Origin of the sequence: Mycetocola tolaasinivorans, from assembly GCF_003667565.1 — a bacterium.
Lineage (GTDB): Bacteria > Actinomycetota > Actinomycetes > Actinomycetales > Microbacteriaceae > Mycetocola > Mycetocola tolaasinivorans.
Genome location: NZ_RCUX01000001.1, coordinates 121,133 through 134,426, shown reverse-complemented (window position 1 = coordinate 134,426; position 13,294 = coordinate 121,133). Strand labels below are relative to the sequence as shown.

The window sequence follows — 13,294 nt, the reverse complement described above, 5'->3', positions numbered from 1 at the left end:
TCAAAGAGTAGTCAATTTCGGAGGATTTTTGATCGGGAGTCCCCCGTCGAACATCACCCGCGTGCGCTCCAGGACCTCGCGCGTACTCAGCACCGTCGCGAACTCGCCGTGCAGGTTAGTCGCGATGCCGCAGATCACCACCTCCGAGAGGCCCTCTTCGGCCAGCCATGCGTGCAGATCCGGGGCACCGTGAAAACTGGAGTTCACGCGCTTGCGCACGAGGAGATCGGGAGTACCCGTCACGGCATCGGCAAAAGCGTGGCCGGGGTTGTCCGGGTGCAGCGGCGATTCCGGACTATCCGAATCGTGCTGGACAAAAACGACGGGCCATCGACGCTCACGCCATCGGGCAATGAGCGCCGCAATGTTGTCCTCGCAGTCCAGATTGTTCCGCGGCCCCCAGAATTCGGCATCACCAAATCCGCGCTGCACATCAATCACGATGAGGGCGGGGGTTCGAAGCGCTGAATTCGACGTCATGGGTCGCCAGCCTAGTCGTTTCTCCGGGTAGTGATCGGCGGCTGAGCGGAGAAAAGATTCGTTCAGCCCCTGTGGAATAGATAGTGGCCGCATAGAAGGCCCGCCACTACGATATGGCTCATGGCACGCATTCGAAACTTTGAACAGGTAACGTCCAGCAGCAAGATTCATCCGACTGAGGCAGATGCTGAATGGAGTGTGATAGGTTCTGGGGATGCGCGCCTCCTACAGGTTTCCACTTTCGGATCCGACGATCGAGTGTCACGCCCTAAGGTGAGTCAGACCATTCAATTCGATCGCGATTCAGCGCGGGTACTGAAGAAAGCTATCGAGGCGGCGTTCCCTGAGCTCTAGGTTGTCATCGCCCTGGTGATCATTCCCTAGTATGGGGACGTGACCGCACACCTCTTTGATCTGGCCCGAATCGGCGCGGGGCTGCCCGTAGCCGCCGCCCGCGCAGAGATTGAGGGTGTGGTGGGCGATGGCGTCGCGGTGATTACAGCCCCGCCCGGCACCGGTAAGACCACGTTTGTGCCGCCGCTGGTCGCCAACCTGCTGGCCGCGGGCAGCGGTTCCGGCAACGCCCCGGGGGAAGGCACCGCTCCCGGCCGTATCCTGCTGAGCCAGCCCCGCCGCGTGGCGGTCCGTGCGGCTGCCCGTCGCCTCGCCACACTCGATGGCAGCGCGGTGGGCGGGCCGGTCGGGTTCACGGTGCGTGGCGAACGGCGGGTGAGCCCGGGCACCCGGGTGGAGGTTCTCACCCCCGGCGTGCTGCTGCGCCGGCTGCTGTCCGATCCCGAGCTGGAGGGCGTCAGCGCCGTCATCCTCGACGAGGTACACGAACGCTCGGTGGACGGCGACCTGCTCCTCGGCTTCCTCGCCGAGGTGCTCCAACTGCGGCAGGATCTCACCGTCATCGCAATGTCGGCAACCCTCGATGCCGCGGGCATTTCTGAGCTGCTGGACGCACGGGTGGTGAACGTGCCCTCGCCGCTGCATCCGCTCGAGACCGCACACCGTCCGGGTACGCAGCCGCGACTGGACGAGCGTGGCGTGACCCGCGAGTTCCTGCGACACATCGCCGAGGTGGCCCTCGCCGAGCAGCGGGCCGCGGGCCACGACGCTCTGGTCTTTGTGCCGGGAGCGCGCGAGGTCGACGAGGTGGTGCGAAACCTCCGCGATCTCCTCCCCGCGGGCACCCCCGTGGTCGAGATCCTGCCGTTGCACGGCCGGCTGTCCTCCACGGAGCAGGATCGCGCGGTTTCCGGGGGCAACCCCGGCGACCCCGCCCGCATCGTGGTGAGCACCGCACTGGCCGAGAGCTCCCTGACGGTTCCCGGCGTGCGCCTCGTCATCGATTCGGGGCTGACCCGTGAGGTGCGCCGCGATCGCGGCCGCGATATGGCGGGCCTCGTGACCGTCAGCGCGTCTCGCGCGAGCGCCGAACAGCGCGCGGGACGTGCGGCCCGGCAGGGCCCCGGCCGCGCCGTTCGCGCGTACTCCGAGACCGAGTTTGCCCGGATGCCCGCGGCCTCGGCCCCCGAAATTCAGTCGGCCGATCTGCTGGACGCCGCGCTCCTCCTGGCCGCCTGGGGCACCCCGGGTGCCGCCGGCCTCACCCTCCTCACCCCTCCGCCGGCCGCGACCATGGCGCAGGCCACCCGCGAACTCTCCACCCTGGGCCTCACCACAGAATCCGGAAGCCTCACCCAACTGGGCACGAGGGTCTCCCGCCTTCCGGTGGGTGTCCGCGAGGCCCGCGCACTCCTGTCCGGCACCGCCACCAGCGGCACCACGAACGGTGGCGATACTCAGGCGGTTTCGGAGATCGTGGCCGCCCTCTCGGGCGATCACCGTGACCCGGGCGCCGACCTCACCTCCCTGCTACGCGACCTCCGCACCGGCCGGGCACCGGGGGCGCAGCGCTGGCGTTCGGAGGCGAAGCGGCTGGCGCGGATCGCCGAAGACGCGGGCACCGCGGCGAGCACCGCGGCGACCACGGAGCTGGGCTCGCCGCTGGCCGGCGCTCATGCGAGTGATCTGCCCGGCATCGTCACCGCGATCGCCCGCCCCGAATGGATCGCCCGCCGCACCGGGGAGCACTCCCGCACCTACCTTCTCGCGACCGGCACTCGCGCGGCTCTGCCCGAGGGCAGCACGCTGCAGGCCAGCGAGTGGATCGCCGTCCGCGAGGTACAGCGCGCCGCCGGACGCATCGCCGACGGCACCGGCGCCGTGATCCGCCTCGCCGCGCAGCTGAGCGAGGCCGACGCCCTCCGGGTGGGCGCTCCCCTGCGCCACACCGAACGCATAGCCCGCGTCACCGACGGCCGCGTGCGCGTGCAGGAGCGCCGGATGCTCGGCGACATCCCCCTCTCGATCACCCCGGTAGCGGCCATCGCGGAAGACACCGCCCCGGCGTTTGCCGCCCACCTGCGCGAGGCCGGGCTGTCGGCACTGCGTTGGAGCGAGGGTGCCGAATCGCTGCGCGCCCGCCTCGGTCTGCTCCACCGCGAGCTGGGATCACCGTGGCCAGCGATGGACGATGCCACCCTGCTCGCCACCGTGCAGGAGTGGCTCGGCCACGACCTCGAACGCCTCTCTCCGCAGTCCTCCCTGCACGGCATTGACGTGACGCAGGCGCTGCGCCGGCTCCTCCCCTGGCCCGAGGCCGCTCAACTGGACGCCCTGGTTCCCGAACACCTGGAGGTCCCGTCGGGGTCGCGCGTGCGCATCCGGTATCCGGAGCCGAGCGAGGCCGCAGCTCCGGCCACGGAAAACACCGGTACAGATTCCGGCACCGCAGCTGCCGCCGCTGCCGGAGCCATCGGGACCGGGGCCGAGGTGCGCCCGGTGGTCGCGGTCAAACTGCAGGAACTCTTTGGCCTGACGGACACCCCGCGCCTCGTCAACGGCCGCGTCCCGGTACTGTTCCACCTGCTCTCCCCCGCGCAGAAACCCCTCGCCATCACCGGTGACCTCGCCTCCTTCTGGAACGGCCCCTATCAGGATGTCCGCAAGGAGATGCGCGGCCGTTATCCCAAGCATCCCTGGCCCGAGGACCCGTGGACAGCGGTCGCAACCGCGCGCACAAAGCGGGCGATGGAGCGGGGTTCAAGTGTCTGATCAGCAGTTCCCAGAACGGCCGCGGATTCGGCCGGGAGTGTTCCTCATCTGCTATCTGGTGGGGATGTTAGTGCTGACCAGCAGCGTTCGGATTCTCTTCCCGGAGGTTCACATCGTCTTCCTCACGGTGCTGTCCACGCTTGCGGCGGCGCTGTATCCCCGGATCGCGCGCTCGGTGGGGATCACGGATCCGTGGGGCGGGAAAGACGACCAGGCGTGAGTCACCGCAGACGATGATGCCGGTACCGGGGTGTTCGGCACCATTGCCTCGCCCCGCGGAGTATCGATAGTGTGGGCGCGTATGGGTCTACCCCTGACGCGCGTTATCCCAATGAGGAGATGTCCCCGTGAAGACCCGCCAGCGACTCCTGATGAGCGCCACCACCACGATGATCGCAGCGCTCGCACTTACCGGCTGCGCGGCGGCCTCGGAAACCGAAAAGCCCGCGTCTCCCGCGGCGTCCGCCCCTCAGGAAACCGACGCCCCGAGCGCGACACCCGCCACTGCCGAGCGTCAGGTGCCGGCCTCGTGCTCAGCGCTGACGCTCGCACTGGGTGCCCAGCTGGAGGGCACGGCGCTCGGGAAGTGCGTGTCCGAGGCGCTGTCGAGCTACGGCTCGGGCAGGATACACCTCACCGCGGATGCCTTCGGGGAGGTCGAGTTTACCTACGACCCCACCTACAGCTTCCACGCCGACCTCCAGGGATCAAACGGCCCCCTCACCATCACCTACGTGAACGGCGACATGTGGGTGGATTCCGGCAGCGGCCCGGTCAAGGGCGACCTCAACTCCGACAAGCCCGAGGAACAGCTGGTGGCCGTCACCGGCGAACTATACCGCTTCTACTCCGATCTGGAACAGACCGCGACACTCATCGCGGCCCAGCCCGCCTGGCGCATCGACGACGCCAAGGACCAGGTCTCCGCGCCCTCGGGTGACACCGTCGAACCGTTCAAGATCGTCAGCGACGGCCCCTTCACCTGGAACGAAATCCCGGTGAGCGAGTTCATCCTCTGGTTCGGCGACGACTGGACCCCGGTGGGCACCCAGGCCACCGTGTCCTTCATAGGCACCACCGGCACCCACACCCAGCACTTCTACGACCTGGGCAAGCCGGTGAAGATTGAGCCGCTGAGCTAACGCGCACTATACGCTCGGCAGCTCACCAACCGAGTAGCGCGAGCGCTCCTGCCGAAATCACGGTGAACGCGGCGGTCCAGAGGACGATCGCGATGGTCTGCCAGAGAATAACCCATCCCTTCGGCACGCCCGAGGCGACGAAGAATGCGGCGGTCAGCATGGTGGGCAGGGCGGCCGGGGCGAGGATGCTCGCGCCCGGCACACCGAACGACACCATCCAGCGACGCAGACGAGTGCGACCTTTTGATTGTGGCTCGGTGTGGGCGTTGCCGTCGTCCGCCGTGGTCTCGACGGTGGTCTCGACGGTGGTCTCGACGGTGGTGACCGTCGACGAGGTGGTGGGTGCGGCCCGGCCCTCCGCGGGATGTCCCGCGTGTGTCTCGGGCGCGCTCCGGTGGGCGTCCCGGCCACTCGTGATTTTGGCGGCGCGACGGGCAATGGTTCGCGCTCGGATTCGGGCACCGAGCGCAACGACGCCGATCACGCACAGGATGTTGCCGAGGGCCGCGGCGATTCCGGCGATCACGGGGTTGATACCGGCGAGAACGCCGCGGGCGGCGGCGCCCGCACCCTCGATGTAGGGCATGAGGGCGGCGGCCGCGACGATCAGCGGTTGAAGGATGCCGGGCACCTGGTCGATGACGCTCTGTAGCCATTCGTAGGGGTTGTTCATGATGCTCCTTCTCCGCCGACGATGATGCCGATGCGGGTGCGGTTCGGGGGCACGCCGGCCGGGTTGCCCGCGTGTCTCACTGGACGCAGTCAACACCGTGTTCCCACCACAGGGTCAAGACGAGGCGAGGATTCGGCGGGGTTTTCCGAAAATCCTTGACCCTGTTCCGGGAACATGGTTTTAGATGGGGGTAGTGGTCTCGTCCGGAGTTCCCGGTCTGTGCCACGCGGACGGAGCGGTGATGGCCTGGAGCACACGCGAGATTGCCGAGCTGGCGGGCACCACGGTAAACACCGTCCGTCACTATCATCGCTCGGGGCTGTTGGAGCAGCCGCGGCGCCTCTCGAACGGCTATAAGCAGTACGACGCCGGACATCTTGTCCGGCTGTTGCAGATCCGCAGGCTTCGGGAGCTGGGTGTTCCGCTGGCCCAGATGGAGTCGGTGGGCTCTGCCGGCACGTCGCCGCGGGCGGCCCTGCTGTCGATTGATGCGGATCTCGCGGCGAGTATCGAACGCCTGCAGCGAGCGCGGGCGGAGATCCGCGCAATCGTGGAGGGCGGCACCGCCACCGATGTTCCCTCCGGGTTTGAGCACCTCGCCGATCGGCTGTCAACGCCCGCGCGCTCGCTCATGCTGGTGTATTCGCAGCTCTATGACGAGGCGGCGATGGACGATTTGAAAACCATGGTTGAGTCGGAGCCCGATTCGGCAAGCACCGAGTTTGATGCCCTTCCCGCCGATGCCGACGAGGCCACCCGCCAGCGCCTCGCCGAGGCGTTCGCACCGCAACTGGCCGATCTTTTGGGCACCTATGACTGGCTCGCGGATCCCACCGGGCGCATGCCGATGGGTGAGGCCGTGACCAGAGACACGTTTTTGCACACCATTGTCGAGGTGTACAACGAGGCACAGCTGGATGTGCTGGTGCGCGCGAGCGCCCTCGCGATGGTGCCGACCGATTCACCCGGTTCCCCCGATTCACCCGATTCACCCGCAGCATCATTTCCGATGCAGATGACCGAAGGAGATTCCGATGACTGACCGTCGCGATCACACCACGGAGGTTTCGACCTCTGCCGTGCCTCCCGCTGATGCGTCCCTCCTCGTGGAGGACGTGCTGCTGCTTCTCTTCCAGCCCGAGTCGGGCACGATTGCCGGGGAGAACATCCTGTTTTATGTGCTGGGCGGTGGCGTGCTGGGCGATCTGGCCCTCGCCGAGCGGGTCGAGATGGTGGCGGAGGGCCCGCTGAGCGCGAGGGTGCGGGCCGTGGGCGATGCGTCGTCTCCGGATGAGCTTCTCGCGCCCGCGCTCGAGTACGTGGCGGCGAAGCCGCGAGGTGTGCAGACCGTCCTGGCGGCGATCGGGCCGACGCTGCGCGGGCCGGTGCTCGAGCGTCTCATCGCGCGCGGCGATCTGCACCGCGAAGAGACAAAAACGCTCGGCATCTTCCCCTCGACGAAGCTCTCCGTGGGCAGCGAACGCCGGGCCACGCTGATCGCGCAGGTGCGGGCGGCCCTCATCGACGGTGAAACGCCGACCCCGCGCATCGGCGCCGCCATCGCACTGCTGTCGGCGAGTGGCACGCTCCCTCAGTTTTATCGCGAAATCCCGTGGAGCGGTGCCGTGTATACGCGCGGGAAGGAGTTGGAGCGCGGCGACTGGGGTGCGTCGGCCGCGGGATCGGCCGTGACCCGCACGCTCGCGGCGGTCATTACGAATGCGGTGATCGCGGCGGTGGTGGTGATCCCGAGGGTGTGAGCGGGAGCGGGAGTGTGAGCGTGGCCGCGACCTAGCGGGTTGTGGCGGGGCGGCGCACCAGCTCGCGGATTCGTGAGAGGAGCACGCCCACGAAACCACCGACCGCACCGATGCCGAGCAGTCCGATCACGTTGATGCCGGGCAGGAGGGTGAGCACGATGCCGACGAGGACGCAGACCCCGGCGATGAGCCCGCGCAGCAGGCTCCATCGTGTTTCGTTCATGAGGGCGTCGAGCCCCCAGAACACGAGGACCGGAATGATCGGCGCGAAGATCAGCATCCAGAAGTGTTCGTCAAGGATGCCCCAGAGCAGGACGAAGAACACGCCCGGCAGGGTGATCGCGCCCACTACGGCACCGACGAGCGCCTGGATGACGGCACCCTTCTTGGCGGCGCGGATCTGTGTGGCCGTTCGGCCGCCTCTCGGGTCGAGTAGCGGATTTTCTGCCGCTGCGGTTGATGACTGGTGTGGCTCGTGGCTCATGTGGGTCCCCCGTTGGTGAGTGTCCCACCCTTTCATATCGAGCGTCATGGTTCAACCCGGGGCGGGCGAACGTACCGTCGGGACGACCGTGCCGTCCGGGCTGATGATCGCGGCGGTATCACGGAAATCGCGGATGCCGCGCTGGTTCATGAGGTGTGCGGCCTGGTGGGCGGGGTCGGGCTGGGGAATGCCGTCTGCCCGGGTGAATCGGATCGAGCGCACCCGCGCGGCACTCACGGTGCCGTCGGCGCTCAGCGTCACCGAGAGGTAGGCACCAAATCGCGTGGCGGGATCCTTCCCGAAGACTCCCCCGCCGCCGAAGTTTCCGAGACTGTAGGCGATGAGCCTGCCGCGATACCATTCCATTCCGCGCAGAATGTGCGGTCCGTGCCCGAGCACCAGGTCGGCCCCCGCGTCGACCGCCGCATGGGCGAACGCGATCGGGTCGCCGCGGTTCTCCCCGAACATCGTTTCGGTCCCGGGCGTGACCGCGTCTGCGTCCGACCCCTCGGCACCCATGTGTGCCTGGACGATCACAATGTCCGCACGCTCGGACGCCGTGCGAACGATCTTGCGCACGTGTCGGAGGTCCGTCACCCGGTTGAACGTGGGGTAGGGCGCAAACCCGATCATCGCGACCGTGAGGTCACCGACCCGCGTATAACTGATCTCGTCTCGATCCCCCACCGGGCGAATACCCGCGCCCTCGAGCGCCGCCCGCGTGGCGTCATAGCTGCCCTGCCCGAAGTCACGGCTGTGGTTGTTGGCGAGGTTGAGATCGGTGAATCCGCGCAGGCTCGCGGCGGCCGCGGGGTCGCTGCGAAAGGCAAAGCAGTCGTTCAGCCCGGCGCACTTGGTGGTGCCGTTGTCGGGGGTGAGGGCCTGTTCGAGGTTACCGGTCACGATGTCCTCGGTGAACCAGGGTCGCACGTGATCGAAGTACCCGGTCGCCTGATCGGCCGGGACCCCGCGCGACGCGTCGTAGAGCAGGATGTCGCCGGCCGCGCCGATGCTCACCTCGCCGGGGCGGTGTGCGGAGCGGTGGGGCGTGTTGCTACCGGGTGTGTGGGCGCTGAGTTGGCTGGCACCGGGTGTGTGGGCGTCGGGTGTGTGGGCATCGTTTGTCGCGGGGATCGCCGTGGCCGCGGAGGCCGCGATGCCGATTGCCGCGAGGGTGAGGACGGCGAGCGGAGTGCGCCAGGGTAGGGTGCGGCTGGTATGGCGAGCGCTAGGCAGGTCGAGCAGCCAGCGCAGCCCGTCGCGCGAGATGAGGCGCGCGATCCAGAGGCTCGCGGCGATGACGACGGTGGTGACGATGACGGGCAACGTGATCGCCGCCGCAAGCTGCACGACTCCCCCGGCATCGGAGAGCGGCCCGACGATGAGCGCGTCGATCAGCACGAGGACGGGCATGTGAATCACGTAGATCGGGAGGGTGCGGGCACCGAGCGCGGCGAGCCCGGTGCCGAGCTTCGGGATCCGCGCCAGCAGTGGTGCGATCGCGAGCCCCATCCCCACCCCGATCAGCGCAAGCGCCGGCAATACCCCGGGCACCTGCTCGACCGCGGTCACGCGCACCAGGGCAAACGCACCCAGGTAGAGCAAAGCCAGCGCACCGGCGAGCACCGGACGCGGCCGCGCGGCAAACTTCAGCACGTGTCGCGACGCGTACGCCCCGATGAGGAAAAACAACAGGTTCGCAAGGAGGGATCCGCGGTTACTCACGATGTCGATGACCCCCGCCCCCACCGCGATCGACAGCGCGGCTGCCAGCCCCAGCGGAATCCAGCGGGGCACTCCGCGAAGCACCTTGGCCACCACAAAGTACAGCGCGAGCGCATAGAGATACCAGGTGTTGGTCGGGCTGATGGTGATCGCCTCAATGAACGCGGCGACGGATCGTGGCACGAGCGTGGGAAAGTCGGGAAACGCCCACATCGCGGCGGTGTGGATCAGCGTCCACAGCAGGTAGAGGTACAGGAATCGCACCACGCGGTTCCGAAACACCGCACCCCACGGCCGCGCGAGCGCGCTCGCCGCGAAGCATCCCGAGATGAGAAAGAACAGCGGCATCCGCACCGGATACGTGATGTCGGCAATCATCCCCCACGCGCCGGGAATCGGCACCGGCAGCCGCCAGTCAACCTCCAGGTACGACTTCACCACCGTGTGCCAAAACACCACGAGGATGATGAGGAGCCCCTTGGCGACGTCGGGCCAGAGGAGGCGCGGCGTACTCACCGCCGTTTCGGTGCCACGAACGCTGGAAAACGCGGTACGGGCTGAGGCACGGATTTGCATAGCTGCGAGTCAAACAGGGGTGGTGTTGCGCCCACGTTTGCAGATTTGGATACACAAACGATACGGGCGCTACGCCAGTGAGGCTCCCCAGATGAGCGCACGCTCGTGTTGATCGAAGGGAGATGAGCAGGCCGTTTTCCTCCGATACGTGGGCGCGTTCAGGCCCCTGACCAGGCTCAAACCGACGCCAATCAACACTGCCATAACAGATTTCTGGAGTCTTGATAAGGCCCACTAGCAGTGATATCGAACGTTCATGGTTTCCAATAACATCACGGTTGGTGTGGGCAATCTGGCCCACACCAAACTTACTGAATGGAGCAACATGATTTATATTCGCCGAGTACGGGTCGCCTATCCAGGCACCAGAAATGAACACATCACCGATGTCCAGTACTCAGATGGCACTGGCGGCATCCTCAAGGCGGTTACCCGCGCTTCAATGGTGGAATACATAGACAACGGGAATAGCGTTCGCACTCACAATGATCACACGGGCGCTCAAGCCGAGGTGATCACGCGTAGCAATGGGGTCAGGTATCTCACTACAATCGCAAATGAACGCGAATCCGACAATCTGCTTGCGCTGCCTCGCTTTCAGTGACGGACCTCTGAGATCCCAGCAATACCGATGTCGGTGCTCGCCCCTATGATTCACTGCATGAGAACCTAGGACGAGGAAAAGCTGGAGATGAAAGGCATTCGTTATATTTCAAAGCGAGCGGCAAGCGCAATGAACTACGAAGCGGCTATCTATGCTGACCGAGCTAATTAGCGGTCGACCACGATGCGCTGTCCGCACTGCGGATTCTGGCATGTCGTGGGGTTGACCCCGCCAATCGAGCGTCCGCCAAAACCACATCGTCGCTGAGCTTTTCAAAGGGATCCGGCTAGCAGTCTCAGGGCGAAACTCAGTGTGCGATTTAGACGAAACGAAACGAAAAACCCTCCCAGTCCCGCGGTATCTTGCGGTTCTGGGAGGGTTTCTTTGGTCGGGCTGACAGGATTTGAACCTGCGACCCCTTGACCCCCAGTCAAGTGCGCTACCAAGCTGCGCCACAGCCCGTTGTCGTTTCCGGCAACTCATTTATAGTAGCGCGAACCCGGGGTGAAAGGGAAAACGGGCGGCGGGGTGCGCGTGTCGCCGCGGCGGAGCCATCGGCGAAGGCGCAGCGGAGCCACACGCGAAGGCCCGGCTAGTCCTGCACCGGCGTCACGATCAGGTCCGCGTTGACCGCCGAAGCCTCGATAATGCGGGCGTTGGCCTCGTCGCTGCGGAAGACCCACTCCCGGGCGTGCTCCGGGGACTTGCCGTGGGCCTCGTGACGGGCGACCAGGCGTTCGGTGCGCAGGCCCGTGGGGATCTCCACAAACCAGGCCTCATCCAGGAACTCGCGCGCCGGTGCCCACTCGGGGTCATCCAGCAGCAGATAGTTGCCCTCCACAATGAGCAACGGAGTAACAGGAGATACCGCCAGCGCTGCGGCTACGGGCTCGTGGAGGTCGCGATCGTAGCTCGGAACGTACACGGTCTCCCGGGCATCCTGCAGGCGGCCCAGGAGGGCTACGAAGCCCGCGGCATCGAAGGTGTCGGGGGCGCCCTTGCGGTCGGTGCGGCCGAGGTCGGCGAGCACGGCGCGGGAGAGGTGATAGCCGTCCATCGGGACGAGCGTCGCGTCTTCCCCCAGCTCGGCCACGATGCGGGCCGCGAGGGTCGACTTCCCAGCGCCGGGAGCGCCGGCCATACCCAGCAGGCGGCGCTGGCCCGGCACGATCAGCGCGCGGGCGCGCTCGACCAGCTCGGCGAGGCCCGCCTCAATCCGCTCGGGGCTCTCGGCGAGCGCGGCCGGTCCACCCACCGCGTCCTCGAACTCTTCTCCACTCACCGGTCTCTCCCCGTCCTCGGCGAAACCGTCACCGGCCCCGCCATACTTCCTCGGCAGAACCAGCACCAGCCCTGCCCGATTGTCCTTATTGGCACCGTCACCGGCCCAACACCCTGCCGAAGGCAGAACCGTCACCGGCCCCGCCATCCATCGATATCCCCGCCGGCACGTCGGCGCACGCTCCCCCACGGGGTCACGCGCACCCGCCCACCCGGGGCATCACACAGCCGCCCGCGCGTGAGCACACCGGCGGTCTCGTCGCCCAATGCTAGCCCTATCCGGGGAACGATGGAGCGGCGCGGGCGGGGAATGCAAAAGTGTGCGGCCGGGCCCTCTTGGCCCAGCTGCACACCGCGTTTATAGGGGCACTCCCCCGGCGTCCACGCCCCTCAGGGAGCGTATATGCGCACTGCCCGCGCTACTTCGCGGCCAACACCTCATCGAGGAAGGCCACCGCGGTGCGGGTCGTGAAGGTCTGGCCGCCCTCGTGGCCGTTGAACTCCCACTCAATGATGCGCTTATCGCCGGCATAGCGGTTGTAGGCGGCGTAGACGGTCGAGGGGAGGCACACCGGGTCCATCAGGCCCACCGAGATCAGGGCCGGGGCGGTGGCGCGGCCCACGAGATTCGACACATCGAAGTACGACAGCACGCCGAAGACCTCGGCCGCATCGCCGCGGTGAATCGCCAGGTACTCGCCGATCTCCCGATACGGCTTCTGCGTGGCCGCGCGTACCGAGCGCGGGAAGTCCGACAGGAACGGCTCCTGCGCGATGACCGCCCCCACATCCGAGCGCAAACCAGACACCGCGAGCGCGAGCCCGCCGCCCTGGCTGTGCCCCTGCACCGCCACGCGCGACGAATCAATCGCCGCCACGCCCAGGGCCACATCCACCGCGCGCACCGCGTCGGTAATGAGGCGGCGGTAGTAGTAGTCCTGCGGGTTCTGGATACCGCGGGTCATATGTCCGGGGACGGTCGGGCCCTGCGTGGCGACGTCGCCGGTGTCGCCGCGGCTCCAGGCCGAGCCCTGTCCGCGGGTGTCCATGTGCAGGTGGGCAAAACCGGAGCTGGCCCAGAAGAGATCGTCCTCGGGTTCGCCGCGGCCGCCGCCATATCCCACAAAGGTCACGACCGCCGCCAGATCACCCGCGGCATCCAGATCGGTCCCCGCGGGCACACGCAGCCACGCACGCACGTCCTGACCGGCAAACCCGGCAAAGGTCACGTCGTAAACATCAACCAGGCGCAGGCGCTCCGCTACCCGGACAAAGCGGGCATTCAGCGGGAAGGCCGCGGCCTCGTCCAGCGTCTGAGTCCAGAAGGCCTCCAGATCATCGGGTGCGGTGGCAACCCCCTGGTACCCGCGTACCCACTCGATATCCGGTTCAACCAGCATGCGTTCCTCGTTTCATTGGGGGATTCCTCGCCGATCGTACCCG

12 protein-coding genes and 1 tRNA gene are annotated in these 13,294 nt (G+C 66.9%); 6 read left to right on the top strand and 7 right to left on the bottom strand.

The window, feature by feature from the left end:
* On the bottom strand, positions 1 to 480 hold the full coding sequence (locus D9V32_RS00605) for an isochorismatase family protein (RefSeq protein WP_121646963.1): 480 nt from the start codon (positions 478 to 480) through the stop codon (positions 1 to 3).
* Between the two features lie 393 nt (positions 481 to 873).
* Here D9V32_RS00605 and hrpB point away from each other — a divergent pair, with 393 nt between their 5' ends.
* From hrpB to D9V32_RS00585, 3 genes are all read left to right on the top strand, one after another.
* Positions 874 to 3,606: an ATP-dependent helicase HrpB gene (gene hrpB / locus D9V32_RS00595; RefSeq protein ID WP_121646961.1), complete on the top strand. Its 2,733-nt coding sequence runs from the start codon at positions 874 to 876 to the stop codon at positions 3,604 to 3,606.
* Complete coding sequence (locus D9V32_RS00590) at positions 3,599 to 3,826, top strand: hypothetical protein (protein ID WP_147440358.1); 228 nt, start codon at positions 3,599 to 3,601, stop codon at positions 3,824 to 3,826. The genes hrpB and D9V32_RS00590 overlap by 8 nt, the downstream gene beginning before the upstream one ends.
* Positions 3,827 to 3,953: 127 nt before the next feature.
* Positions 3,954 to 4,748 (top strand): hypothetical protein, encoded by a 795-nt coding sequence (locus tag D9V32_RS00585; RefSeq protein WP_121646959.1) that lies wholly within the window; start codon positions 3,954 to 3,956, stop codon positions 4,746 to 4,748.
* Between the two features lie 22 nt (positions 4,749 to 4,770).
* Here D9V32_RS00585 and D9V32_RS00580 read toward each other — a convergent pair whose 3' ends face one another.
* The gene (locus D9V32_RS00580; protein ID WP_121646958.1) at positions 4,771 to 5,421 is read right to left on the bottom strand and encodes a small multidrug efflux protein; all 651 of its coding nucleotides are present in this window, start codon (positions 5,419 to 5,421) and stop codon (positions 4,771 to 4,773) included.
* A gap of 241 nt (positions 5,422 to 5,662) precedes the next feature.
* Between D9V32_RS00580 and D9V32_RS00575 the strand changes: the two genes are divergently transcribed.
* Both D9V32_RS00575 and D9V32_RS00570 read left to right on the top strand, forming a co-directional pair.
* Positions 5,663 to 6,463 (top strand): MerR family transcriptional regulator, encoded by an 801-nt coding sequence (locus D9V32_RS00575; RefSeq protein ID WP_121646957.1) that lies wholly within the window; start codon positions 5,663 to 5,665, stop codon positions 6,461 to 6,463.
* Entirely contained in the window at positions 6,456 to 7,181 is a 726-nt protein-coding gene (locus D9V32_RS00570; RefSeq protein WP_121646956.1) for a GOLPH3/VPS74 family protein, read from the top strand. The genes D9V32_RS00575 and D9V32_RS00570 overlap by 8 nt, the downstream gene beginning before the upstream one ends.
* Positions 7,182 to 7,212: 31 nt before the next feature.
* Here D9V32_RS00570 and D9V32_RS00565 read toward each other — a convergent pair whose 3' ends face one another.
* A complete protein-coding gene (locus D9V32_RS00565; protein ID WP_121646955.1) occupies positions 7,213 to 7,665 on the bottom strand; it encodes a hypothetical protein in 453 nt (150 codons plus the stop codon).
* 51 nt (positions 7,666 to 7,716) lie between these two features.
* Entirely contained in the window at positions 7,717 to 9,966 is a 2,250-nt protein-coding gene (locus D9V32_RS00560; protein ID WP_121646954.1) for a CapA family protein, read from the bottom strand.
* Between the two features lie 256 nt (positions 9,967 to 10,222).
* Between D9V32_RS00560 and D9V32_RS00555 the strand changes: the two genes are divergently transcribed.
* Positions 10,223 to 10,570: a DUF3892 domain-containing protein gene (locus D9V32_RS00555; RefSeq protein WP_121646953.1), complete on the top strand. Its 348-nt coding sequence runs from the start codon at positions 10,223 to 10,225 to the stop codon at positions 10,568 to 10,570.
* A gap of 385 nt (positions 10,571 to 10,955) precedes the next feature.
* Here D9V32_RS00555 and D9V32_RS00550 read toward each other — a convergent pair.
* The 3 genes from D9V32_RS00550 to D9V32_RS00540 form a co-directional block, all read right to left on the bottom strand.
* A tRNA-Pro gene (locus tag D9V32_RS00550) sits at positions 10,956 to 11,032 on the bottom strand.
* Between the two features lie 130 nt (positions 11,033 to 11,162).
* Positions 11,163 to 11,852 (bottom strand): nucleoside/nucleotide kinase family protein, encoded by a 690-nt coding sequence (locus tag D9V32_RS00545; protein ID WP_245981864.1) that lies wholly within the window; start codon positions 11,850 to 11,852, stop codon positions 11,163 to 11,165.
* Between the two features lie 418 nt (positions 11,853 to 12,270).
* Positions 12,271 to 13,251, bottom strand: a complete 981-nt coding sequence (locus D9V32_RS00540; protein ID WP_121646951.1) for an acetylxylan esterase — start codon at positions 13,249 to 13,251, stop codon at positions 12,271 to 12,273.
* Positions 13,252 to 13,294: the final 43 nt, after the last annotated feature.